The organism is Aquimonas voraii, assembly GCF_900101825.1.
In the GTDB taxonomy this organism is placed as follows: domain Bacteria; phylum Pseudomonadota; class Gammaproteobacteria; order Xanthomonadales; family Xanthomonadaceae; genus Aquimonas; species Aquimonas voraii.
Genome location: NZ_FNAG01000002.1, coordinates 376,442 through 399,869, shown reverse-complemented (window position 1 = coordinate 399,869; position 23,428 = coordinate 376,442). Strand labels below are relative to the sequence as shown.

17 protein-coding genes and 1 pseudogene are annotated in these 23,428 nt (G+C 68.1%); 6 read left to right on the top strand and 12 right to left on the bottom strand.

All coding sequences use genetic code 11. The features are described from left to right. Positions 1 to 125 precede the first annotated feature (125 nt). Entirely contained in the window at positions 126 to 650 is a 525-nt protein-coding gene (locus BLP83_RS06345) for a DUF1579 domain-containing protein (protein ID WP_091240262.1), read from the top strand. 228 nt (positions 651 to 878) lie between these two features. Here the strand turns inward: BLP83_RS06345 and BLP83_RS06340 are convergent, their stop codons facing one another. The 5 genes from BLP83_RS06340 to hrcA all read right to left on the bottom strand — a co-directional run bounded on the left by BLP83_RS06340 (position 879) and on the right by hrcA (position 6,288). Continuing rightward, complete coding sequence (locus tag BLP83_RS06340) at positions 879 to 1,304, bottom strand: GFA family protein (protein ID WP_091240259.1); 426 nt, start codon at positions 1,302 to 1,304, stop codon at positions 879 to 881. After that, on the bottom strand, positions 1,304 to 2,428 hold the full coding sequence (gene dnaJ / locus BLP83_RS06335) for a molecular chaperone DnaJ (RefSeq protein ID WP_091240253.1): 1,125 nt from the start codon (positions 2,426 to 2,428) through the stop codon (positions 1,304 to 1,306). Before dnaJ ends, BLP83_RS06340 begins: the two co-directional genes overlap by 1 nt. A gap of 133 nt (positions 2,429 to 2,561) precedes the next feature. Continuing rightward, on the bottom strand, positions 2,562 to 4,475 hold the full coding sequence (dnaK, locus tag BLP83_RS06330; protein WP_091240251.1) for a molecular chaperone DnaK: 1,914 nt from the start codon (positions 4,473 to 4,475) through the stop codon (positions 2,562 to 2,564). A gap of 134 nt (positions 4,476 to 4,609) precedes the next feature. Continuing rightward, on the bottom strand, positions 4,610 to 5,119 hold the full coding sequence (gene grpE, locus BLP83_RS06325; RefSeq protein ID WP_091240249.1) for a nucleotide exchange factor GrpE: 510 nt from the start codon (positions 5,117 to 5,119) through the stop codon (positions 4,610 to 4,612). A 98-nt stretch (positions 5,120 to 5,217) separates the two neighbouring features. After that, entirely contained in the window at positions 5,218 to 6,288 is a 1,071-nt protein-coding gene (gene hrcA / locus BLP83_RS06320) for a heat-inducible transcriptional repressor HrcA (RefSeq protein ID WP_091240246.1), read from the bottom strand. Between the two features lie 183 nt (positions 6,289 to 6,471). Here hrcA and recN point away from each other — a divergent pair, with 183 nt between their 5' ends. Continuing rightward, entirely contained in the window at positions 6,472 to 8,175 is a 1,704-nt protein-coding gene (recN, locus tag BLP83_RS06315) for a DNA repair protein RecN (RefSeq protein ID WP_091240895.1), read from the top strand. Positions 8,176 to 8,492: 317 nt separating this feature from the next. Here the strand turns inward: recN and fur are convergent, their stop codons facing one another. Further along, positions 8,493 to 8,894 (bottom strand): ferric iron uptake transcriptional regulator, encoded by a 402-nt coding sequence (fur, locus tag BLP83_RS06310; RefSeq protein ID WP_091240245.1) that lies wholly within the window; start codon positions 8,892 to 8,894, stop codon positions 8,493 to 8,495. A 144-nt stretch (positions 8,895 to 9,038) separates the two neighbouring features. On the opposite strand from fur, the gene BLP83_RS06305 reads away from it, so the two are divergent. Next, positions 9,039 to 9,443, top strand: coding sequence for an outer membrane protein assembly factor BamE (locus BLP83_RS06305; protein ID WP_091240242.1), 405 nt, complete (start codon positions 9,039 to 9,041; stop codon positions 9,441 to 9,443). 446 nt (positions 9,444 to 9,889) lie between these two features. Here BLP83_RS06305 and BLP83_RS06300 read toward each other — a convergent pair whose 3' ends face one another. From BLP83_RS06300 to rlmD, 4 genes and pseudogenes are all read right to left on the bottom strand, one after another. Next, entirely contained in the window at positions 9,890 to 10,654 is a 765-nt protein-coding gene (locus BLP83_RS06300; RefSeq protein ID WP_091240240.1) for an S-methyl-5'-thioinosine phosphorylase, read from the bottom strand. Positions 10,655 to 10,779: 125 nt separating this feature from the next. Further along, positions 10,780 to 11,334 (bottom strand): hypoxanthine-guanine phosphoribosyltransferase, encoded by a 555-nt coding sequence (locus tag BLP83_RS06295; protein WP_091240237.1) that lies wholly within the window; start codon positions 11,332 to 11,334, stop codon positions 10,780 to 10,782. Positions 11,335 to 11,458: 124 nt separating this feature from the next. After that, a pseudogene (gene nagZ / locus BLP83_RS06290) lies at positions 11,459 to 12,337 on the bottom strand (beta-N-acetylhexosaminidase); the annotation flags it as partial. A gap of 3 nt (positions 12,338 to 12,340) precedes the next feature. Continuing rightward, complete coding sequence (rlmD, locus tag BLP83_RS06285) at positions 12,341 to 13,657, bottom strand: 23S rRNA (uracil(1939)-C(5))-methyltransferase RlmD (protein ID WP_091240232.1); 1,317 nt, start codon at positions 13,655 to 13,657, stop codon at positions 12,341 to 12,343. 217 nt (positions 13,658 to 13,874) lie between these two features. Between rlmD and BLP83_RS06280 the strand changes: the two genes are divergently transcribed. The 3 genes from BLP83_RS06280 (at position 13,875) to BLP83_RS06270 (ending at position 18,795) form a co-directional block, all read left to right on the top strand. Continuing rightward, complete coding sequence (locus tag BLP83_RS06280) at positions 13,875 to 15,644, top strand: ABC transporter transmembrane domain-containing protein (RefSeq protein ID WP_091240228.1); 1,770 nt, start codon at positions 13,875 to 13,877, stop codon at positions 15,642 to 15,644. A gap of 489 nt (positions 15,645 to 16,133) precedes the next feature. Continuing rightward, positions 16,134 to 17,450: a choice-of-anchor D domain-containing protein gene (locus tag BLP83_RS06275; RefSeq protein WP_176764035.1), complete on the top strand. Its 1,317-nt coding sequence runs from the start codon at positions 16,134 to 16,136 to the stop codon at positions 17,448 to 17,450. Positions 17,451 to 17,598: 148 nt separating this feature from the next. After that, positions 17,599 to 18,795, top strand: coding sequence for a cation:proton antiporter (locus tag BLP83_RS06270; protein WP_091240224.1), 1,197 nt, complete (start codon positions 17,599 to 17,601; stop codon positions 18,793 to 18,795). A 30-nt stretch (positions 18,796 to 18,825) separates the two neighbouring features. On the opposite strand, the gene BLP83_RS06265 is transcribed toward BLP83_RS06270, so the two are convergent. Beyond that, positions 18,826 to 19,596: an alpha/beta hydrolase-fold protein gene (locus BLP83_RS06265; RefSeq protein ID WP_091240221.1), complete on the bottom strand. Its 771-nt coding sequence runs from the start codon at positions 19,594 to 19,596 to the stop codon at positions 18,826 to 18,828. A gap of 231 nt (positions 19,597 to 19,827) precedes the next feature. Further along, positions 19,828 to 23,358, bottom strand: coding sequence for a PKD domain-containing protein (locus BLP83_RS06260; protein ID WP_245679971.1), 3,531 nt, complete (start codon positions 23,356 to 23,358; stop codon positions 19,828 to 19,830). Between the last annotated feature and the right edge of the window lie 70 nt (positions 23,359 to 23,428).

Below are 23,428 nucleotides of genomic sequence, written 5' to 3'. Positions count from 1 at the left end.
ATCCTGGCAGGTATGGCGCGGAGACTGTCGTTCACCGGGGTCCTTGAGCGCTCGCGCCAGGGCGCATCGCAGATCGGAGCCCCCGGTGCCATCCAGCCCTCGCCCCCACTCACCGGACTCTCGCCATGACCCTCCATTCAGCCCCCGCTGCGCCCGTCGGCACGCCTTCCGACTTCGACTTCCTGATCGGCCGCTGGCGGGTCGAGCACCACCGCCTGCAGACGCGCCTCGCCGGCGCCAGCGACTGGCAGGTGTTCGCAGGGCACTGCGAAGCGCGGCCGCTGCTGGGCGGATTCGGCAACGTCGACGACAACCATCTGGAGCTGCCGGCCGGCCCCTACCGCGCGGTGTCCTTGCGCAGCTTCGATCCCCACACTCGGCAGTGGTCGATCTGGTGGCTGGATGGCCGCCAGCCCAGCCAGCTCGACGTTCCGGTGCGCGGCGGCTTCGCGGGCGACGAGGGCCTGTTCTTCGCGGAGGATCGACTGGACGGGCGCGCCATACGGGTGCGCTTCCGCTGGCTGCCACGGGATCCCGGCGGCCCGCTCTGGGAACAGGCGTTCTCCGCGGACGGCGGGCAAAGCTGGGAAACCAACTGGCGCATGCGCTTCCTCCGCCTCGACGGATCGGACCCGATCGACGGCGGCTAGAAGAGCGCGCAACCTCGCGAGAGGAAGGTCTGCGTTTTCTGAGGCACCACGCGGGACGCGCGCAGCGCTCTCCGGAAGATCTCCGCGCCATTCGCCTCGGATCTCTCGATCCGATGCGGAGCGACGGCCCCTGCCGAGGCAAAGGCCCTGTCACACGGGCGGCGATGGACGCACGGCAGGGTCGGCCCGTCTACGGACTCGATGCGTACCCGCCGATCGCGCGCACGCTCAGCTCGCCGTGCGCGAGGGCTCGTAGGCCTCGTAGCGCGGGAGCCGGGCATCCAGATCGTCCCAGCAGGCGCGCGAGCTGACAAAGTTGTGCGAGATCGGGCGTTCGCTGATGGCGCTGTCGAGAATCCCGAGCCGGATCCTCAAGCGCTCCGGATCGGCGGCGTTGGCGCTGAACACGGGCGATCCGCAGCGACCACAGAAATGCCGATGCTTGCCGGGAGCGGACTCGAAGCGGCGCAGCTCGGTCTCGCCTTTCACGATCCGGAATCCGTCAGCGCGGATGAAACCGTTGGTGGCGAAGGCCGTGCCGCTCGCCTTGCGACAGCGCGAACAGTGACAGTGGATGATGTCGCTGATGCCACCAAGCACTTCCACCGCCACCGCCCCACACAGGCAGCTGCCCCGGTAGGCCTCGTCAGGCATCAGCCGGTCATCCGCTCGAAGAAGCTCTTGACCCCGTCCAGCCAGGAGCTGGCACGAGGCGAATGCGCCTGGGCATCGGCGCCTTCGAAGGTCTGCTCGAACTCCTCCAGCAGCTCCTTCTGCCGCTTGGTGAGCTTGACCGGGGTCTCGACCACCACCCTGCACAGCAGATCGCCCTTGGAATGGCTGCGCACCGATTTGACGCCCTTGCCGCGCAGTCGGAAGACCTTGCCGGTCTGGGTTTCGGCGGGGATCTTGACCACTGCCTCACCATCGAGCGTCGGCACGGCCAGCTCGGCCCCCAGTGCCGCCTGACTGAAGCGGATCGGCACCTCGCAGTACAGATCGTCGCCGTCGCGCTGGAAGATCTCGTGCTCGCGCACACGCACTTCCACGTAGAGGTCACCGGCCGGCGCGCCGGCGGGGCCGGCCTCACCCTCGCCCGCCAGACGGATGCGATCGCCGGTGTCGACGCCGGCGGGAATCTTCACCGCCAGGGTCTTCTCGGATTCGATGCGACCCGCGCCATGGCAGGTCTTGCAGGGGTTCTTGATGGTCTTGCCGCTGCCCGCGCAGTGCGGGCAGGTCTGCTGGATGCTGAAGATGCCCTGCTGCATGCGCACGCGGCCGTGGCCGCCGCAGGTGCGGCAGGTTTCGACCTCACTGTCGGCCGAGCCGCTGCCGTCGCAGACACGGCAAGCCACGACGGTGGGAATCTCGATTTCCTTCTCGACGCCGCCCACCGCCTCTTCGAGATCCAGATCGACCACATAGCGCAGGTCGGCACCGCGACGCGGACCGCGCCCGCGGCCGCCACCGAAGATGTCGCCAAAGATGTCGCCGAAGATGTCGCCCATGTCGACACCGCCGGGACCGCCGCGCCCGCCCCCCATGCCACCTTCGAAGGCGGCGTGGCCATGCTGGTCGTAGAGCCGGCGCTTCTGCGCATCGGCCAGCACCTCGTAGGCCTCCTTGGCCTCCTTGAACTTGGCCTCGGCCTCCTTGTCGTCCGGATTGCGATCCGGATGGAACTTCATCGCCAAGCGACGGTAAGCCTTCTTCAGGTCTTCGTCGGAGGCGCTGCGTTCGACGCCGAGCACCTGGTAGTAGTCACGCTTTGACATGGGATTCGGGATTCGGGATTCGTGCTGCGTTGAACGGAGAGGCCGCAGCTAACGCCGCGGCCTCGATCCAGCCTCTAGGGTTGGGAATCACGGTCTCTTGCGAATCCCGAATCCCCAATCCCCAATCCCGGACTCACTTCTTGTCGTCCTTGACCTCGGTGAACTCGGCGTCGACCACATCGTCGTTGGGTGCCGAACCGCCGGCCTGTGCCTGCGGGCCCGGGCCGGCCTGACCGGCTGCGGCGGCCGCCAGCGGCTGCGCGGCTTCCTCCAGCGCCTTGGTCTTGGCCTCGATCTGGCCCTTGTCGTCGCTCTTCATGGCCTTCTCGAGATCCGACAGCGCGGACTCGATGCGACCGATGGCCTCACCGCCGACCTTGTCGCCGTGCTCCTTGATGGCCGCGCGGGTCGAGTGGATCAGGGCGTCGGCCTGGTTGCGGGCGCCGACCAGCTCGTGGAACTTCTTGTCCTCTTCGCGATTGGCTTCGGCGTCGGCGACCATGCGCGCGATCTCGTCCTCGGACAGGCCCGAGCCCGCCTTGATCTCGACGCGCTGCTCCTTGCCGGTCTTCTTGTCCTTGGCGCTGACGTGCAGGATGCCGTTGGCGTCGATGTCAAAGCTGACTTCGACCTGCGGCATGCCGCGCGGTGCTGCCTCGATACCAGTCAGATCGAACTTGGCCAGCGACTTGTTGTAGCGGGCCTGTTCGCGCTCACCCTGCAGCACGTGCACGGTCACCGCGGTCTGGTTGTCCTCGGCGGTGCTGAACACCTGCGAGGCCTTGGTCGGCACCGTGGTGTTCTTCTCGATCAGCTTGGTGAACACGCCGCCCAGGGTTTCGATGCCCAGGCTCAGCGGGGTCACGTCGAGCAGCAGCACGTCCTTGACCGAACCCGACAGCACGCCGCCCTGCACCGCCGCACCGATGGCCACCGCCTCGTCGGGGTTGACGTCCTTGCGCGGCTCCTTGCCGAAGAACTCGGTCACCGCCGCCTGCACCTTGGGCATGCGGGTCTGGCCGCCGACCAGGATGACCTCGCTGATGTCGCTCATGCGCAGGCCGGCATCCTTCAGTGCGATCTTGCAGGGCTCGATGGTGCGCTTGACCAGATCATCGACCAGCGCCTCAAGTTTTGCGCGCGTCAGCTTGATGCTGAGGTGCTTCGGGCCAGAGGCGTCCGCCGTGATGTAGGGCAGGTTCACTTCGGTCTGCTGGCTCGACGACAGCTCGATCTTGGCGCGCTCGGCAGCGTCCTTCAGGCGCTGCAGGGCCAGCGGATCCTTGCGCAGGTCGATGCCCTGGTCCTTCTGGAACTCCTCGACCAGGTAGTCGATGACGCGCATGTCGAAGTCTTCGCCACCGAGGAAGGTGTCGCCGTTGGTAGCCAGCACTTCGAACTGCTTCTCGCCGTCGACTTCGGCGATCTCGATGATCGACACGTCGAAGGTGCCGCCGCCCAAGTCGTACACGGCGATCTTGCGGTCGCCGCCCTTCTTGTCGAGGCCATAGGCCAAGGCGGCCGCGGTCGGTTCGTTGATGATGCGCTTGACCTCGAGGCCGGCGATCTTGCCGGCGTCCTTGGTGGCCTGGCGCTGGCTGTCGTTGAAGTAGGCCGGCACCGTGATCACGGCCTCGGTGACCTTCTCGCCCAGGTAGTCCTCGGCGGTCTTCTTCATCTTGGCCAGCACTTCCGCGCTGATCTGCGGCGGCGCCATCTTCTTGCCGTCGGCCGTCGCCACCCAGGCGTCGCCGTTCTCGTGGGCGACGATGCCGTAGGGCACCAGATCGATGTCCTTCTTCACTTCGGCGTCAGTGAACTTGCGGCCGATCAGGCGCTTCACCGCATAAAAGGTGTTCTTCGGGTTGGTCACGCCCTGGCGCTTGGCCGAGGCGCCAACCAAGGTTTCGCCGTCCTTGGTGAAGGCGACGATGGAGGGCGTGGTGCGATCGCCCTCCGAGTTTTCGATGACCTTGGCCTGGCCGCCTTCCATGACCGCCACGCAGGAGTTGGTGGTGCCGAGGTCGATACCGATGATCTTGCCCATGGGGTGTGCTCCTCTAAGGTTCTTTGCGTGGCCTGGGCGCCAGGCCTTCACTGGCTCGCTACATGGGGCGGTGCGCTGCAGGTTTCAAGCGGCGGGTTCCGCCGTGCTGCAGGTGCCGCGTTCGAATACGCTGCTTACTGCGACACCACGACCATGGCGGGCCGCAGCAGGCGCTCGTTCAGCAGATAGCCCTTCTGGAAGACCTGCAGCACCGTGCCCGAGCCATGCTCGGCGCTGGGCTGGGCGCTGACCGCCTGGTGGTGCTCCGGGTTGAAAGGCTCTCCGGCCGGGTCGAGCTGCTTGAGCCCGTTGCTCTCGGCCACCTTCAGCAGCTCACGCTGGGTCAGCTTCAGGCCTTCCGCCACCGCCGAATCGTTGCCCGCGGTCTCGATGCCGCGCTCCAGCGCGTCCAGCACCGGCAGCAGGTCGCCCAGCAGGCGCTCGTTGGCAAACTTCCGCGCATGCTCGACGTCGCGCAGCATGCGCTTGCGCTGATTCTCGAGGTCCGCGCGTTCGCGCAGCTGCTCCTCGCGCACCATCATCAGGGCCATCTGCAGCTCATCGATGCGGGCCGACAGCAGCTCGACTTCGCTCTGCGGTTCCGCGTGTTCCTGACCCGCGACGGGCTGGGGTTCCTGACTCATGGCGACTCCTTGCAAACGGGAAAACGGGAGGGGCAAAGCCGACCGCGCCGCCGGGCGCAGCGTGAAGGGCGTGCATGCTTCACCCCGTGGCGGGGCGTTTATTGGGCCTGCTGCGCCCGATTCAAGGCCGCGCCCAGCACTTCGGCGGTGGCCTGCACCATCGGGATCACCCGCTCGTAGGCCATGCGGGTCGGGCCGATCACGCCGAGCACGCCCAGCACCTTGCCGTCAGCGCCATAGGGCGCCGTCACCAGGCTGCAGCCGCCGAACGGGGCCACGCCCGACTCCTCGCCGATGAACAGGCGCACGCCCTGCGCGGTGGCGCAGCCTTCCAGCAGCTGCAGCAGCTCGCGCTTGCGCGAAAAGGCCTCGAACAGCTCACGCAGGCGGTCGAGATCGGACAGGTCCTGCACGCCCATCAGCCGGGTCTGACCGGCAACGAGAACGTCCTCAACCGCGCCCGAGCCGCCGAAGGCACCCTCGGCGACCTCCACTGCCGCGGACAGGATGCTGTCCATCGCATGGCGGGTGTCCTTCAACTCGCGGACCAGCTGGGCGCGCACCTCGGCAAGCGCACGCCCGGCGAAATGGGCGTTCAGGTAATTGGCGGTCTGCTCCAGCTCCGACGCGCTGTAGGGCCGGCGCGTGTGCAGGATGCGGTTCTGCACTTCGTTGTCGGTGAACACCAGGATCACCAGGATCCGGTTGCCATCCAGCGGCACGAAGTCGATGTGGCGGAAGGCGAACTGCTCGCGCTTGGGCACCGTCACCATGCCAACGAAATGCGTGGCCGCCGACAGCAGCTCGGACACGTTGTTCAACAGGCCCTGCGTGCCAAGCTGCGGCTGCAGACCGCGTCGCAGGCGATCCATCTCGCCGGGGTCGAGCGGCTTCACCTGCAGCAGACTGTCGACGAACAGCCGGTAACCCTGTGCGGTGGGCACACGGCCAGCGGACGTGTGCGGAGTCGCCACCAGTCCGATGTCCTCGAGATCGGCCATCACGTTGCGAATGGTCGCCGGGCTGATGTCGAGGCCGGCATGCTTGGCGAGGGTGCGCGAACCGACCGGCTCGCCTTCGCGGATGTACTGCGCGATCAGGGCGCGCAGCAGGCCGCGGGCGCGGGCGTCCAGGTGGCGGGGGTCAAGCGGGTGGGCGGGTCGGCTCATCGCTGGAATAGATAAGGCCTCGCGACGGCACAGGCAAGCCCCGCGCGGTCTTGACGGACGTCTTCATCGAGTTGGCTGCCTGCAGCCTGCATGCTAGCGTTCGCGCCCTCGCGCGGTTCGGCGCTCCTGCCGCCCGGCATCGCGCCCGCGCAGCCGCCACGCGAACCAGAATCGGATGCCCGCATGCTCAGCACGCTGTTCGTCAAGGATTTCGCCATCGTCAGCGCGGTCGAGCTGCAGCTCGAAGGCGGCCTGACCGTGATCTCGGGCGAGACCGGCGCCGGCAAGTCTCTGCTGGTGGACGCTCTGCTGCTGCTGACCGGCGCCCGTGCCGATGCCGGGATGGTGCGCCATGGCGCCGAACGCGCCGAGCTGTCGGCCACTTTCCGGTTGCCGCCCGACAGCCCTGCGATTGCGTGGCTGCGCGAGCAGGAACTCGACGAGGACGAGGCCTGCGAGGTGCGCCGCATCGTCCGCGCGGACGGCGGCTCCAAGGCCTGGATCAATGGCCGCCCGGCCACCGTCGGACAGATCAGCGAGCTGACCGCGCATCTGGTCGAGATCCACGGCCAGCATGAGCACCAGGCCCTGCTCGATCGCACCCAGCAGCTGGGGCTGCTCGATGGTTTCGCGCGCGCCCAGGAGGCCCTGCAGCCGGTGCGCGCGCTGGCTCAGGAATACGCGCAGCTGAAGCGCCGCCGCGAGCAGATCGCCGGCGCTGCGACCGACCCCGGCCCGCGCCTCGAACTGCTGCGCCACCAGCTCGGCGAACTCGAGGCCGAGGCCCTGAGCCCGCAGGCCTACGCCGAGCTGATCCAGAGCCATCGCCGTCTGTCGAATGCCAGCAGCCTGATCGAAGCCTGCGCGCGCGCGGTGGCCCGCATCGAGGGTGAGGACGGCTTCGACCTGACCCGCAGCCTGCGCCAGACCGGCGCCGACCTCGCCCGCTTCGGCGAGGACGAGCCGCGGCTGCGCGAGGCCGCCGAACTGCTGGAGTCCGCGGCCATCCAGGCGAGCGAGGCCGGCGCCCTGGTGACCCAGGTGCAGGACAGCCTGGAGCTCGATCCCGCACGCCTTCAGGAAATCGAAAGCAAGCTCACCCGGCTGCACGAGCTGGGGCGCCGCCATCGCGTCGACCCGGCCGAGCTCAAGACCTGTGCAGAAGGCATCGCCCGCGAGATCGAGGAGCTGGAAGAGGCCGGCGGTGCGCTGGCGAAGATCGAGGCGAAGCTGCAGGCGATCGCAGCAGACTGGTCGAAGGCCGCAGCCACGCTCAGCGCGCTGCGCGCGAAGGCAGCCCAAACGCTGTCGAATGACGTATCCGCGCTGATGTCCGAGTTGGGCATGGCAGGCGGGCGGCTGGAAATCCAGATCGAAACCCCGCCCGGAGGCGAGCCCTCGCCACTGGGCGCCGAACGCGTCGAGTTCCTCGTGGCCGCCAACGCCGGCCAGCCGGCCAAGCCGCTCCGGCGCACGGCTTCGGGCGGCGAACTCTCGCGCATCAGTCTCGCCATCGAAGTCGCCACCCTGGGCGTCGACCCCACGCCGACGATGGTGTTCGACGAGGTCGACACCGGCATTGGCGGCGCGGTCGCCGAGATCGTCGGCCAGAAGCTGCGCGCGCTGGGCGCGGAACGCCAGGTGCTGTGCGTCACCCACCTGCCCCAGGTCGCCGCCCAGGGCCATCACCACTATTCGGTGCGCAAGGGCGAGCGGGACGGCGTCACCGTCAGCGCACCGACCCGCCTTTCAAGCGAACAGCGCGTGGAGGAAATCGCGCGCATGCTGGGCGGCGTCGAGATCACCGAGACCACGCTGGCGCATGCGCGGCAGATGGTTGAAAGGCCGGGATTGGGGATTCGGGATTCGGGATTGGACCGACGGTAGCGCTGGCGTCGAGCCACCGAGGATCGGCTTCATCGGGCCGGCGCAGCAGAGAGAGGACCACAGCGAGGCTTTGCGCGCGTTGACGCGCCTCGGAGGCGGCTCAAGCAGTGCTCGCCCCCGAAGGCCTGTACAAGCAATTGGTAGGAAGATCCAAGCGCAGACGGTCAGCCGACAGCAACTTAGCACCCGCGAACACAGACGCGATCGAGTCCTCCGAAGGCAGGAAAAGGGCGGCCCGACAGCGCGGGAGCACGCCCCCGCCAAATCAGCTCAACCCTCGGCCTAATCCCGAATCCCGAATCCCCAATCCCAGCTCTTCAGCGCTTCTTCCGCACATACAGCACGAGGCTGTGGTCCTCGATCTCGTAGCCGTGCTTGGCGGCGATCTCGTGCTGCAGTCGCTCGATCTCCTCGCTGACGAACTCGATCACCTTGCCGGTATCGACGTCCACCATGTGGTCGTGGTGGTGGCCGCGGTCGAGCTCGAACACCGACTGTCCGCCCTCGAAGTTGTGCTTCATGACGAGGCCGGCCGCTTCGAACTGGGTGAGCACGCGGTAGACCGTGGCCAGACCGATGTCTTCCTCACGCTCGAGCAGCTTCTTGTAGATGTCCTCGGCCGTCATGTGGCGCGGGCTGGCGCTTTCCAGCACCTCGAGGATGCACATGCGGGGATGGGTGACCTTGAGGCCGGCGCGGCGCAGATCCTGCGATTCCATCGGGGTCTCCTGAAGCGGGCTGCGGCCTCCGCCGCGGTCGCGAACGGGGCCTGAATACGGCCGCGCACCGTCCTGGCAGCGGGCGACCTGAAGGGCGTCGGAGTGTATCATCGGGCCTCCGTTTGCCCCTGGATTGCCTGTCCGATGCGCTCGATCGCCCTGTCCCTCCTGATTGCCCTCGGTGCCAGCGGCTGCGGCGTGCTCTACAAGGTCGACGTCTACCAGGGCAACCTGTTGGACGAGCGCAACGTCACCCAGTTGCGCGAAGGCATGAGCAAGCGCCAGGTGTTGTCCCTGCTCGGCAGCCCGGCCGTTCGCGATCCCTTCCATGCGAACCGCTGGGACTACATCGGCACGCAGTCGCAGCGCGGCTCCGAGCCCGAAGTGAAGAATCTCGTGCTGACCTTCAATGGCGACAGCCTGGCCAGCATCGAAGGCGACTATTTCCCGAAGCAGGACGTCGAGCTGCGTGACCGTCTGAGCCGCTACGGCAACCTGCCGCGCGAGGAGCGCGAGAAGGACAAGGAACGCCAGCGCCGCGGCGGCTGAGGATTCGGGATTCGGAGCGGAGCCTCTGGTCATCCGTCGCCCGGCGCAAGCCACACACGAAGGCTGGTTTGCCTTCGGCGGACGTCACCGGCCCCCTGCCCGCTCAGCCGCTCACCCCATCTAGTCCTTTGGCTTGGACGAACGCCCTCTGGCCGCGTGCGCCCGAAGCGCGCTGTCACGCCCCTCGCGGCGCGCTGAGTGCGCTCCGGTCGAGAGGCCAGCCAAGCGCGCACGCTGTGGCTGTCAAGGATGAGAACTCGCGCGACGCCATTGCCCGCAGTCCACGCGTGAGCGGCTGTTTGTACGAGTGAGCGTGCTCGCGACCCGGGTGTCGCTGCAGGGCGCAGGCTGCGATCGCCTGCAAGCAGGCCCCTGAAAGAAGCGCGCGTGGGTCAGCTCGGGTTCTTTCGGGGACAGCGGACCCGCGGCGCCGGCCTGGAAAGCCCTCAGGCCTTGGCCATCTCGGCCAGCAGCGCGGCCAGAAGCCCCGGCACGGCTTCCGTGGCCGCGGCCATATTCGCCATCACCTCGTCCATGGTGATCTCGGCCTCGTCACCGCAGCCGGCGGCCCAGTTCGCGACCAGGCACAGGCTGGCGTACTCGATGCCCAGTTCGCGGGCGAGCACGGCCTCGGGCATGCCGGTCATGCCGACCAGATCGCAGCCGTCGCGACGCAGGCGCGCGATCTCGGCGATGGTCTCCAGACGCGGGCCCTGGGTGCAGCCATAGGTGCCGCCATCGACGAGGCGCGTGCCCACCGCCGCCCCAGCGCGCAGCAGGGCCGTGCGCAGCGCCGGCGTGTAGGGATGGGTGAAGTCGACATGCTCGACCTTGGCGCCTTCCACGTCGCAGAAGCTCGCCAGGCGGCCATGGGTGTAGTCGATGATCTGGTCCGGCACCGCGAGCACCCGCGGGCCCATGCGTTCGCCGATACCGCCCACCGCATTGATACCCAGCAGACGGCGCACGCCGAGCTGATGCAGGGCGTGCACGTTGGCGCGGTAGTTGATGCGATGCGGAGCCACGCTGTGCGACTCGCCGTGCCGCGCCAGAAAGGCCACACGGAAGCCGGCCAGACGCCCCACTCGCACCGGGCCCGAGGGCCTGCCATAGGGCGTGTCGAGCTCGACGCCTTCAGCACCTTCCAGATTGGCCAGGCGATACACGCCGGTGCCGCCGATCACGCCCAATACGATGTCGGAGTTGTCCATCGCCACAGCCAGCCCTTGATTGTCCTGTTGCAAGCAAACGGTAATTCGCTGCCGCCCTGCCATCGAGCCTCATTGACCGGGGCGCGGATGCAGCTCACGGTGGGCCAGGGCCCACCCGATGACGCTCAGGCGCGCAACGCGTAGATGCCCGGCAGGTTGCGGCCCTGCTCGTAGTAATCCATGCCGAAACCGAACACATAGCGATCGGGCACTTCGACGCCAACGTAGTCGCCGACCAGCCCAGGCACGCAGCGGTCGTGGACTTTGCGCGCCAGCACGGCCACGCGCACGTCGGCGGCACCCTCCGCTTCGCAGGCTCGGATCACCGCATTCAGCGTGTGGCCTTCATCGAGGATGTCGTCGATCAGCAGCACGCGGCGCTTCAGCAGCGGCACCGCCGGCTTGCGCAACCATTCGACGCCGCGCCCCGTGGTATCCCCGCGATAGCGGGTGGCGTGCAGGTAATCGAACTCGACGTCGAAGCCCAGCTCCAGCGCCAACAGGGCGCCGAACAGCATGCCGCCGTTCATCACGGTGAGGAACAGCGGCGGTCGCGCGTCCTGCGCGTAGTCGCGGCGGATCTCTTCGGCCATGCGGCGGATCGCCGCTTCGAGCGCGGCCCGGTCGAACAGCAGATCGGACTGTGGCAACGCTTCGGCCAAGGCTGGCGGGGTTTTCATGCCCGGCTCCGGTTCAAACGAGGGCGGCGAGGTTAGCACGGGCCTGCGCGAGGGCTTCCGGTGCGGAGTCGCGCCCCGGGACCGGCGACAGCAGGGCGAGGCGCGGATTGCGCAGACTTCCGCTGCGCGCTTCGACGGCGGCGATCGCGTCCTCGACCAGTTCGGGATGACAGGCCAGCACCACGTCACAGCCGGCATCGAGATGGGCGTTCACGCGCGCCGCCACGCCGCCCGCAGCATGCGCTGCGGCCATGCCGATGTCGTCGCTGAACACCACGCCGCGAAAGCCCAGCGCATCGCGCAGGATCTCGCCCAGCCAGTGCCGCGAGTAGCCAGCCGGCTGTTCGCAGACCGCGGGATAGCGCACATGCGCCGCCATCACGGCGGCCGCGCCGGCTTCGATGCCCGCCGCGAAAGGTCGCAGGTCCTCGCGCATCAGCTGATCGAGGGGGCGCGGATCCAGTGCGGCATCGACATGCGTGTCCTCGAGCACCGAGCCATGACCGGGAAAATGCTTGAGCGTGGACGGCATGCCGGCGGCCTGCATGGCCTGCACGTAGGCGCGGGTCAGTGCGCAGACCGCATCGACGTCGGCGGCGAAGGCCCGGTCGCCGATGGCGCGGTTGCCGCGGCCCAGGTCCACCACGGGCGCGAAGCTGAGGTCGATGTCGTGGGCGCGCAGCTCGGCCACCATCAGCCGGGCGTGCTGCTTGGCGAGTTCCAAGCAGCGCGCAGGCTCATCGGCGAAGCAATCGCCAATGCGCGCCAGCGCCGGCAAGCGGGTGAAGCCCTCGATGAAGCGCTGCACGCGGCCGCCTTCCTGATCCACCGCAACAAGCCGCGGCGCTTCACCGGCCGCGCGGATCTGCGCGTTCAGCGCGCGCAGCTGGGCCGGCTCCGCGTAGTTGCGCCGGAACAGCACCACGCCGGCCACGGCCGGATGCGCGATCCAACGCGCTTCGTCCGCTCGCAGCTGATGGCCCTCGATACCGATGAACAGCATCGCTCAGCGCTCGAACAGGGCGATGGATTCGACATGCGCCGTATGCGGGAACATGTCCATCACGCCGGCCGAGACCAGCCGGTAGCCATGCTCGCGCACCAGGATGCCGGCATCCCGCGCCAGCGAGCCCGGGTGGCAGGAGACGTAGACGATGCGCCGCACGCCCTCCAGAGGCAGCTGCGGGATGCAGGCGTCGGCGCCGGTGCGCGGCGGATCCAGCAGCAGCTTGTCGAAGCCCTGCTTGACCCAGGCCTCGCCGCGCAGGTCCTGGCTGAGATCGGCGGCAAAGAACTCGGCGTTGCCGATGCCGTTGGCGCGGGCGTTGTCGCGGGCCCGTGCGACCAGCCCGGCCTCGCCTTCCACGCCCACCACGGACGCCGCGCGCCGCGCGATCGGCAGGGTGAAATTGCCCAGCCCGCAGAACAGATCCAGCACGCGCTCGCCCGGCTGCGGATCCAGCATCTCCAGGGTGCGCGCGATCATCCGCTGGTTCATCCCGGCATTCACTTGCACGAAGTCCAGCGGTCGGAAGGCCAGCTCGACGTCAGCCGCTGGGATGCGGAAGCTCAGCGCGGCATCGGCCGGCCACAGCGCATGCACGCTGTCATTGCCGCCGGGCTGCAGATAGATCATCAGGCCCGTGCGCTCGCCGAACGCGATCAGCCGCTGGGTATCGGCGGCGGACAACGCATCCAGGTGGCGGACCACCAGCGCGGTCGCGTCATCTCCCGCGGCCACTTCGATCTGGGGAATGCGCTCACGCGCGTCCATCGACGTGATCAGCGCCGACAGCTCGTGGATGCGCTCGCCCACCTGCGGCACCAGCACGCGGCAGCTGTGGATGTCAGCGACGTACATGGGCTTCAGTGCCTCGCGGAAGCCAACAATCGCGCGCTCCTTGGCGGGCACCCACTTGACGCCCAGCCGGGCTTTGCGGCGGTAGCCCCAGGGCTGGTCGGTGAGCGGCGGCAGCACGCTCTGCGGCCGGACGTGGCCGATGCGCTCGAAGTTCTCGAGCAGGATGTGCTGCTTGGCCTCGATCTGCGCCTCGGCCTTCAGGTGCTGCAGCGAACAGCCGCCGCAGATCTCGAAGTGCGGGCATGGCGGCTCGACACGCAGCGGCGAGGCCTCCAGCACTTCCAGCACGTGGCCTTCATCGAAGTGCTTCTTGCTGGTGTGGATGCGGGCGCGCACGCGCTCGCCCACGAGCGCGCCACTGATGAAGGCGGTCTTGCCGCCGAGCTTGGCGACCCCGCGGCCGTCGTGACTCAGGTCGATGATCTCGGCTTCGATTTCGCGGTTGCGCTGGCGTCGGCTCATGGGGTTCGCTGATGGCGCCGCAGGTCTTGGGCCCGCGGCCGTGTGGGAAAGGGCGCGGATTATCGCAGGCTCGGCCGCGCCCCGCCCCGTCTGAGCCGGCGCCTCTCGCACGGAGTCGCGTCACTGGCCAGACCGCGGCACGCATCGAACTCGCCCGGAACGCCGGGGAGCGGTGTTGGCCTACACTCGCGCCTTTCGTCAGCAGCGCCGATCACGGATGAGCACCGACAAACCCAAGCGCGCCGGCTTCAGCGCCGCCGCCCCGCTGCGTCAGCTCTGGCCCTATGTGCGCCCCTATCGCGGCCTCGTGGCTCTGTGGCTGGGCGCGCTGGCCCTGTCCAGCCTGGCCACGCTGAGCCTGCCGGTGGCGGTGCGTTTCATGATCGACCGCGGCTTCGCAGGCGAGGATGCGGCTGCCGTGGATCGCTGGTTCCTCGGCCTGCTGGCCGTGGCGGTCCTGCTGGCGGTGGCCACGGCGCTGCGCTTCTTCTTCGTCAGCCTGCTCGGCGAGAAGGTCATCGCCGACCTGCGGCGCAGTCTCTACGCGCGCCTGCTGCGGCTGGACATCGAGTTCTTCGAACGCACACGCTCGGGCGAACTGGTCTCGCGCCTGTCCGCCGACACCGAGTTGCTGCGCACCGTGGTCGGCTCCAGCGCCTCGGTGGCCCTGCGCAGCTTCGTCACCTTCATCGGCAGCAGCGTGGCGCTGGCGCTCACCAGCCCGCGCCTGGCTGGCTTCGCAGCCATTGGCATCCCGCTGATCATCCTGCCGATCGTGTTCTTCGGCCGCCGGGTGTCGAGGCTTTCGCGCGAAGCGCAGGATCGTGTCGCCGACGCGAATGCCCGCGCCAGCGAGACCCTGAATGCCATCCACACCGTGCAGAGCCACGCCCGCGAATCGCATGAGTCCGAGCGCTTCGCCGGCGCCGTGGGCACCGCACTGTCGGCAGCACGCCGGCGCATCGGCACCCAGGCGGGGCTCACGGCCGCCGTGATCGTGCTGATCTTCGGCGCGATCACCGCGGTGCTGTGGATCGGCGCCAAGGACGTCATCGCCGGCACCATGAGCGCCGGCCTGCTGAGCCAGTTCGTGCTGTACGCGGTGATCGGCGCCGGCTCGGTCGGCGCGCTCACCGAAGTCTGGGCCGAAGTCCAGCGCGCCGCCGGCGGCATGGCGCGGATCAACGAGCTGTTGGCGGAACAGGCGAAGATCACGGGGCCGTCCTCGCCGCAGGGACTGCCCTCACCGCTGCGCGGCCACATCGCCTTCAGGAACGTCGGCTTCCATTACCCGAGCCGGCCCGATGCGCCTGCCCTCAGCGAGTTCTCGCTGGAGATCCAGCCCGGCGAGACCGTGGCCCTGGTGGGCCCTTCCGGCGCCGGCAAGAGCACCGTGCTGCAGCTGCTGCTGCGCTTCCACGATCCCGAAACGGGCGGCATCGAAGTTGACGGCATCGACCTGCGCCAGCTCGACCCGCAGCAGCTGCGCGAGCACATCGCGCTGGTGCCGCAGGACCCGCTGCTGTTCGGCGCCGATGCGCTGGAGAACCTGCGCTATGGACGACTGGAGGCCACGGAAGCCGAGGTCATCGAAGCCGCGCGCAGCGCCGAGGCGCATGAGTTCCTGAGCGCCCTGCCCGAGGGCTATCGGACCTTCCTCGGCGAGCGCGGCGTCCGCCTGTCGGGCGGTCAGCAGCAGCGCCTGGTGATCGCCCGCGCCCTGCTCAAGGACGCGCCCATTCTGCTGCTCGACGAGGCAACCAGCGCGCTGGATGCGCAAAGCGAGCGCGCCATCCAGCATGCGCTGGAACGCCTGATGCGCGGCCGCACCACCTTGGTCATCGCGCATCGACTCGCCACCGTGCGTCGCGCTGACCGCATCGTCGTGCTTGAAGCCGGACGCATCGTGGCCACCGGCACGCACGAGGAGTTGATGGCACAGGGCGGTCTGTATTCGGAGCTGGCGCGACTGCAGTTCGTGGCTTGAGCCGCCACGACGAGACGCATCCGCGGGTTGCCCCCCAGGACAGGCGCCCGTCGGCAGGAATCGACTTCACAATTTGCTACTGATCGGTGCGCCCCACCCTGCGACGGATTTGTCATGATCCGGGCGCGCGGGCTCCCACTCCAGGCCCGCCAATCAGTCTCGGGGGACACACAGCAAGAGTTTTGGGGCGAAGTCCGCCGGGACTGCGTCCTGCGGCGCTGTGCGCTCGTCCGATGTCCAGCGCAGCAGAAGCCGACGGATCCTCCATGAATCGAATCGCCCTCAGCTCCATCGCCCTGGTTCTCGCGAACGTCGCGGGTGCCCAGGTTGCCGAAGTGTTCAACCCGTCCGAGCCACTGGTCAGCGTGGTCTCGCCCCTGAACTCCAACGCGGGCAGCAGTGCAGCCGGCGTGCCCGCCTGCGGTAGCCAGATCTACAGCAATGGCGAGTTCGTCACGAGCACCGGCAACGGCACGGGGGGGGGCCGACTTGAGCACGCTACAGACCGACTCGCTGGGATTGGGCACGCTCGGCTTCGGGCACCAGCTGAGCGCCGGCGGCGATAACCGAGTAGCGGATGAGTTCGTCGTGCCTGCGGGCGGCTGGACGCTCAACTGTGCCGTGCTGTACGCCTATCAGACCGGCTCGACGACGACCTCGACGATCACCGCGGTGAATGTGCGGATCTGGGACGGTCCACCCGGCGCCATGGGCAGCAACATCGTGTTCGGCGACACCACCACGAACCGGCTGACGGCCAGCGCGTGGACCAACGCGTATCGCGTCACTGAAACGACGGCCGCCGACACCACCCGCCCCATCATGGCGCAGACCGTCAACCTCGGCGGAGTCACCCTGCCTGCCGGGACGTACTGGCTGGACTGGCAGTCTGTTGGGGCCTTGGGATCCGGCCCTTGGGCACCTCCCATCAGCATCCTTGGCCAGGGAATCACTGGAAACGGCCAACAGTTCACAAGCTCCAGCGGGGCATGGGCGCCCGCAGTCGACGGTGGCACTGGCATGCCCGCCCAAGGCTTCCCCTTCCTGCTGCTGGGCCCGGTCGGCACGCCAACCCTGAGCCTCAGCTCCACCACGGTCGACTTCGGCAGCGTGGTCGCCGGACAGACGGCCAACGGCACGCTCACACTGAGCAACACCGGCACGGCAGGCCTCAGCATCACCGCGATCGGTGCGGCCACCGCCCCGTTCACGGCGACGGGCGGCACCTGCGGCGCCATGCCGATCGCACTGGCACCGGCGGCCAGTTGCACCCTCACCTACAGCTTCACGCCGACCTCGGCCACCAGCTCCAGCCAGTCGATTGCGATCACCAGCAACGGCGGAAACCCCAGCTTCACCCTGCAGGGCGCAGGCGTCGGCGCGCCGGTGGCATCGCTGAGCGCCAGCGCGCTCAACTTCGGCAACATCGCGGTGTCCGCCTCGGGCAACGCCACCGTCACGCTCAGCAACACGGGCGGCTCGGCGCTGTCGATTACGGCGATCACCGCTCCCACCGCGCCGTTCACGCACTCGGGCGGCACCTGCAGTGCGACTCCGATCAGCCTTGCCGCCGGCGCCAGCTGCACCCTGATCTACGCGTTCAGCCCGACGGCACTCGGCAGCTTCTCGCAGCCCCTGACGGTGACCAGCAACGGCGGCAGCCCCACCTTCACCCTCTCGGGCACGGGTGTTTCTGGCGCCGCACCGCGCCCCGCGGTGGTTCCGGCGAGCGGGTCCTTCAGCTTGGTCGTGCTCGCCCTGCTGACCCTCGGCTTTGCAGCGTTCGCCTACGCACGCCGCAACTGAGCCCGATGTTGGAAGCGTGAATCGGGAGCCGGCGGACGCCCAGCGTCCGCCGGCTCTCTCGCTTTTTGGGGCGCGTTCGACCTACCTTTCGCGGCGTTGTGGCACCTCAGCGCAGCCCGTCCCCGATCAACCTCCCACCAAGCGACACATGCACATCACGACCACCGAGCTTTACCTGATCGCCATGGTGCTGATCTTCGCCGTGCCGTTCCTGATCTGGCGGGTGGGCCGCACCGAGTACTACGCGCCGCTGGTGGTGGTGCAGATCATCACCGGCATCCTGCTGGGACCCGGCGTGCTGGGCGCGGCCTTCCCCGAGTACTACGGCTTCGTGTTCAAGCCCGAAGTGGTTGCCGCCCTGAATGGCGTGGCCTGGTGGGCGGTGATGATCTTCGTCTGGATCGCCGGCATTGAGCTGGACCTTGAAGAGGCCTGGGCCAAGCGCGGCGAAACCAGCATCACGGCAGGCCTCGCGCTGGGCATGCCCCTGCTGTTCGGCTGTGCCGCCGCGGCCGTGCTGCTGATGTGGCAGGAGGGCTGGATGGCCGAAGGCGCGCGACCCTGGCAATTCATCGCCGGCGTCGGCATGGCCTGCGCGGTCACCGCCTTGCCGATCCTGATCCTGTTCATGGAAAAGCTTGAAATCCTGCGCGAGCCCCTGGGCCAGCGGGTGCTGCGCTACGCCAGCCTCGACGACATCGCGATCTGGGGCGTGCTCGCCCTGATCCTGCTGGACTGGACGCGGATCGGCCGCCAGGCGGCGTATCTCGTCGGCTTCTTCGCGGCCGCCTGGCTGTTCCGCAAACTGATGCGCTGGCTCGCCGAGCGCGACCGCTGGTACGTCGGCCTGATCTGGCTGGCGCTGAACGGCCTGGTCGCCGACTGGGCCGGCCTGCACTACATGGTCGGTGCCTTCCTGTCCGGAGCGGTGATGGACAGCCGCTGGTTCAACCAGGAGCGGATGGACCTGCTGCGCCACCACGTGCTGCTGGTGATCATGCCGGTGTTCTTCCTGTCCACCGGCCTGCGCACCAACTGGGACATGGGCGGTGCCACGGTCTTCATCGCCGCCGCGCTGCTGCTGGTGGCCTCGGTCAGCGGCAAGCTGGCCGGCGTGCACCTGGCCGGCCGGATCCTGAAGTGGAAGCCCGGCGAGGCCTCGCTGATCGGCTGGCTGCTGCAGACCAAGGCCCTGATCATGATCATCTTCGCCAATATCCTGCTGGACAAAGGCGTGATCACCTCGGAGACCTTCACAGCGCTCCTGCTGATGGCGGTGGCCAGCACCATGCTGACGATTCCGGTGGTGACACCCAAGCTGCGGCGCGGGTTCGCCACGGGCTGACCGGGATCGTCGGCGCCCGCACGTGCAAGCTCAGCTCCCCGGCGCCATCGCCTGCCGCCGGAGCCGCGCGAAGATCTCGGTGGCTGCAGCATTCCAGACCACCCACTTGTGCCCACCCGGACGCGGCAGGATCTGCGCGGGCTCGAGTGCTGGCGCGATTGTCGGCACGGTGGCGGCGAGTCGATCGTCCTCGCCGTAGGCCAGCCAGACGCGGCTGCGCAGCGAAGGATCCGCCGCATAGTTGGCGATCTGCCGCCACAGCAGTTCGCGATCGAAGTTGCTGCGGTCGACCGCCTCGGGCTTGGGGCCGGGCTGCCACTGCCTGATGCCGCCGGCGGCATCGACCTCGCGCATCACCCGCCTGCGCCCGAGGTAGGGCGCCATCAGCACGACGTGCTCGAACACACCGGGATGCGCCTCGTCGACCACCAGGCTGCCCATGCCGCCCATCGAGGCGCCCATCAGGATCAGGCGCTCGTAGCCCTGCGCACGGGCGGGCTCTATGAAACGCTCGCGCACACGCTGGGGCAGGCCGCCATCGGTGTAGTAGGCCAGCGTCGCCGAAGTCAGCCAGACGTCGACCTCCGGCCAGCCCGCGTGGATGGCCTGCGCCACGCCGAACTCGCGCATCACCTCGACGTTGTCGGCACGCCCCGGCAGCACGATCACCAGGGTCTTGCGGTCGGCCTCGCCGCGGCCGGGGACGGCTTCATAGGGGATCGGCTGGCGGCGATCACCCAAGTTGAAACAGCCGGCGAGAAGCAGGGGGAGGAACAGGGCGAGTGTTGAGGTCAGGCGCATGGGTTGAGAGTCAGGATTCGGGAGTCGAAGTTGGGCCACCACGCGAGGGTCGGCGGCGGCGTTCGCGTCACAGGAACTGCTCGGACGCCCGGCAGACCGCACCGGGCGCTCCTGTGCGCAGCAACCTTCACGCCAATGAAAGCCCGCCGGACGTGAAGCCCGCGGGTGCAGATACGGCACGTGCCCGGCGCTTGCGCGCCGGGCACGTGCGTAACCCGTGTTCGAGCCCGCTCACTCGAAGCCGTTGGCGAACACCTCCGGCGGTCGCTGGATGTTGAGGCAGACCTCCGGCACGTTGCTGCGCTGCCAGTTGGCGCTGCCTTGGCGCACCACATAGTCGACCACGAACACGGTGTGTTCGTAGCCGGTGTTGGAGTAGTCCATCAGGCGGTAGGCATAGGGGCGCGGGGTGTAACGGCATGTGCCGACGAGAGCGCCGAACTCGGGGGCAAAGCCCGCGATCGTGCCCCCCATCTCCAGCCCGCTGCCCCAGTACTGCAGGGTCTGCACCTCTTCGGTCACGCCGAAGCTGTACTCGTAAGCCGCGCCGGCTTGCACATTGGCGATGAACCCGGCCTCGATGTCGAACTCGGCGCCGACCCGGTTCGAGCTTTCGAAGCCAGTGTAGTCGCCGCTGTAGTTGCCGCCCTCCTGGCTGAGGTTCCACGACGAGGTGCCCGGGTTCCCGACGAACAGGTCGGCCCAGATGTTCCAGCGCTGCATGCCGGAGAAGTTGCTGCAACCGTCCATGTCGCCGCTGCCGTTCCAGAGGATTTCGCCGCGCACCTCGATGTTGGCCCAGCCGGAGCTGCGCGGGTTCCACATGCGCGCGAGGAAGGTGTTGTCGCTGCGATTGGGGTCGCAGATGTCCTGCGGGTAGCGATGGGGTTCGACATGGACGTCACCGAACACCTGGATCTGCGCCACGTTCAGCACGGCGGTGCCCGGATGCTGCAGGCGGATGTAGCGCGCGCGCAGCATCTGCGAGGGCGCGGCCGGATTGCGGGTCCAGATGTTCCAGCGATCGAAGGCCATGTCATCGCCGGTTTCCGGCGCGAAGCTGCGCACCCCCGCTCCCGTGGGCAACGCATCGCCGCTCATCGGTGTCTCCGACGCAAACACCCGGAAGCCCCTGAGGTCGATTGCCCGACCGGCGCGTGGAAACACGCGAATGTTGGAGATCTCCTGGACCTCGCCGAGGTCGATCTGCACATAGGGCAGGCTGCGGCTGGCGCTGCTGGCAAGCCAGGTGCTGAAGCGTCCGTCGGTGACGCTGGCAGCGCTGCTGCCGCTGGCCGGCGTGACATTGGTGGTCACCGGCTGGAACAGGCTCAGGCTGGCCCAGTCCCGATGCAGCGGCGTCCACTGCGCCGGCGGCGCGGCGCCGCCCGCCGCTGCCACCGTGGTGTCCCAGAACTGCGCGGTGGTCGCGGACACCCCGCGCGAGTCCTCCACGACCTCGCACATCCGCATGCCGCTGTTCGGCACGACGCCCGAGGCTTCGGCGCGGATGTCGTAGCTGTAACAGCGGAAGCTGTTCTCCTCCACGATCATCAGCGCTTCGCCGAACGATGAAGAGAAGCCCTGATTCAGGGCGAAGCCGTTCTCGCTGCCGTGGATCGCGCCCTTGCTGGCCTGGTAGTTGTAGCCCGCGGTCGCCTTGACCGATGTCTCCACGCCGACTCCGAGGATGTCGAAACCGGCCGACACGCCGACGTAGGCCGAGACGTCATGCGAAGTGAAGCTGCCGGCGCGCTTCTCGCGGCTGGTCTGACCCGAAATGGTCTGGCCGAAGGCCGCCTGTTTCTCAGCATCGCCCTGCAGGCGCTCGAAGTACGGCGGATGCCAGACCAGCTGCCGCACCTGCGGCTCCTCGACCTGGCGACAGTCGGCACCGAGCCGTGCGCGCACCGAATCGCCGTCGGTATCAGCGGCCAGCAGGACCAACCGACCGCTGTTCTCCAGGCCCGCAGTGGGTGTGGCCAGATGGCGTCCCGCGAAACTGCCGGGCAACGCCGGATTGCCGAGCCGCCAGAGCGAACGGATCAACTGCTGGCTGCGATCGTTCACCAGAGTCATGACTTCGGCGATGCCCTGCTTGTCCATGTCACCCACCGCCAGCCGCAGCGCGCCCAGGCTGGCCGCGGACTCGACTGCCAGATGCGCCGCGTACGAGGGTGTCGAATCCATTGCATAGCGGGTCTCCGGCCCGGCGCCGCCGCTGCCGCTGCCGGTGTCAGCCACCACCACCTGATGGGTCCGAGTCATGGTCTGGCCGTCGAAGCCCGTGACCGTCAGGGTGACGTTGTAGGTGCCGGCGGCCGCGAAGGTGTAAGTGGGGTTGAGATCGGTCAGCGGGCCGCTGTTGTCGCCAAAGTTCCAGCGCCGCGTATTGACCCTTCCGGTGGACCGATCCGTGAAGCTGACCGTGCGGCCATTGCGCTGCCACTGGAAGCCGGCCGTCAATTCCACGCGCGCCTTGTAGGCGTCCACCCGCAAACGATTGTCCTGCGATTCCGCAATCGCCAGCACGAACTCGCTGGGCGATATCTGGTCGATGTTGGCGAAGGCGGCATCGAACTTGATCAGCGCGCCTTGGTTTTCGCCAGACACCGCGTAGCTCGAGTCCCAGGGCCGCTGTGCATCGCGGCTGAAGAAGTCGATGGCGGTGATGGTGTTGTTCGCATCGCGCACCGTGGTGAAGTGATGCATGCGCGCGAACAGACGGTTGAAATTGCTCGAGCCCTCGACCAGCACCAGCACCATCAGCTCGGCCGCGGCGCTGTCGGTGATGTCGCCAGCGAGCGCACGCAGGCTGCGGATGGACTGGATCGACATGCTGGTGCCGTTGTCCGTCTCGAAGCCGGTGCCGATCGAAGTGACGAAGCTGCGGCTGCCGATCGCCACGCTGTTGGTGGCCCGCGGCAGCGCAGTGGTGGTGGGCTGGAACTCCAGCAGGTGGTAATTGAGCGCCCGGGTGCCGCCGGAGCCTGATTCGTTCACCACCACCATCTGCTCGCGGCCGGACAGGATCATGTCGCCGATCGCCAGCGAGCTCGCCGGGAAAGTGCCGCTCAAGGTCCAGCGACCGGACCAGCCACCGCTGGTGTTCTCGGCGATCAGGCCCTGCGCGTTGCCGGTCAACACATAGACCTCGAGCGCTGCCGGGTTCGTGCCCTGGATCAGGATGGCGAGCTCCTGCGCGCCGTCCGCCGAGCCATCGAGGTCGCCGCCCTTGATCTCGACGTGGCTGAAGGTGCGCGGGAAGTTCCAGGTCTGCAGCAAGCTCACCGACCCGTTGCTGCCGCGCCGGAACACGCCCAGCCGAAGCCAACCGGAGCCGTGCGCACGATGCGCAGTGATCAGCTCATCGCGGCCATCGCCGTTGAGATCGGCCTCGGTTGCGGTGAGGAAGTCAGAGCCCGCGACATTGCCGGACTGCAGAAGTTCGCCACTGAACTCCTGCACGAGCACGTCCCCGTTGGCCGGCCCCGGTGCGTACACCTGCAGGCTGCGCAGATTGGTGCTGGCGATCATGCTGACGTACTCGGCATCCTCGCCCATCGTGGCGTAGCGGCCGAATGGGGAGTCGGCACAGGCAACCGGGGCACTGCCCTTCGCGGTCGCGAAACGGGGCAGCCACTGCGGGTCGATGGAGGCAAGCGGTGCCGTGTCGCCAGCCCCGCCTGGGGCAACGTCGGCGGTGGCGGTGGCGGAGCCGAGCACGGCCCCGAACAGCAGGAAGACGATGAGGGCTTTCATGGCGCACCCCGCTCTTCGGGGCTGATGTCACCCGGGACATCCGGGTCTCCAGCCCAGTAAGCGGCAAAAG

What these genes read in the sequence shown, in the direction of transcription:
- BLP83_RS06345 (WP_091240262.1), top strand. Translation starts at nt 126, where the DNA reads ATGACCCTCCATTCAGCCCCCGCTGCGCCCGTCGGCACGCCTTCCGAC.
- BLP83_RS06340 (WP_091240259.1), bottom strand. Translation starts at nt 1,304, where the DNA reads ATGCCTGACGAGGCCTACCGGGGCAGCTGCCTGTGTGGGGCGGTGGCG.
- dnaJ (WP_091240253.1), bottom strand. Translation starts at nt 2,428, where the DNA reads ATGTCAAAGCGTGACTACTACCAGGTGCTCGGCGTCGAACGCAGCGCC.
- dnaK (WP_091240251.1), bottom strand. Translation starts at nt 4,475, where the DNA reads ATGGGCAAGATCATCGGTATCGACCTCGGCACCACCAACTCCTGCGTG.
- grpE (WP_091240249.1), bottom strand. Translation starts at nt 5,119, where the DNA reads ATGAGTCAGGAACCCCAGCCCGTCGCGGGTCAGGAACACGCGGAACCG.
- hrcA (WP_091240246.1), bottom strand. Translation starts at nt 6,288, where the DNA reads ATGAGCCGACCCGCCCACCCGCTTGACCCCCGCCACCTGGACGCCCGC.
- recN (WP_091240895.1), top strand. Translation starts at nt 6,472, where the DNA reads ATGCTCAGCACGCTGTTCGTCAAGGATTTCGCCATCGTCAGCGCGGTC.
- fur (WP_091240245.1), bottom strand. Translation starts at nt 8,894, where the DNA reads ATGGAATCGCAGGATCTGCGCCGCGCCGGCCTCAAGGTCACCCATCCC.
- BLP83_RS06305 (WP_091240242.1), top strand. Translation starts at nt 9,039, where the DNA reads ATGCGCTCGATCGCCCTGTCCCTCCTGATTGCCCTCGGTGCCAGCGGC.
- BLP83_RS06300 (WP_091240240.1), bottom strand. Translation starts at nt 10,654, where the DNA reads ATGGACAACTCCGACATCGTATTGGGCGTGATCGGCGGCACCGGCGTG.
- BLP83_RS06295 (WP_091240237.1), bottom strand. Translation starts at nt 11,334, where the DNA reads ATGAAAACCCCGCCAGCCTTGGCCGAAGCGTTGCCACAGTCCGATCTG.
- rlmD (WP_091240232.1), bottom strand. Translation starts at nt 13,657, where the DNA reads ATGAGCCGACGCCAGCGCAACCGCGAAATCGAAGCCGAGATCATCGAC.
- BLP83_RS06280 (WP_091240228.1), top strand. Translation starts at nt 13,875, where the DNA reads ATGAGCACCGACAAACCCAAGCGCGCCGGCTTCAGCGCCGCCGCCCCG.
- BLP83_RS06270 (WP_091240224.1), top strand. Translation starts at nt 17,599, where the DNA reads ATGCACATCACGACCACCGAGCTTTACCTGATCGCCATGGTGCTGATC.
- BLP83_RS06265 (WP_091240221.1), bottom strand. Translation starts at nt 19,596, where the DNA reads ATGCGCCTGACCTCAACACTCGCCCTGTTCCTCCCCCTGCTTCTCGCC.
- BLP83_RS06260 (WP_245679971.1), bottom strand. Translation starts at nt 23,358, where the DNA reads ATGAAAGCCCTCATCGTCTTCCTGCTGTTCGGGGCCGTGCTCGGCTCC.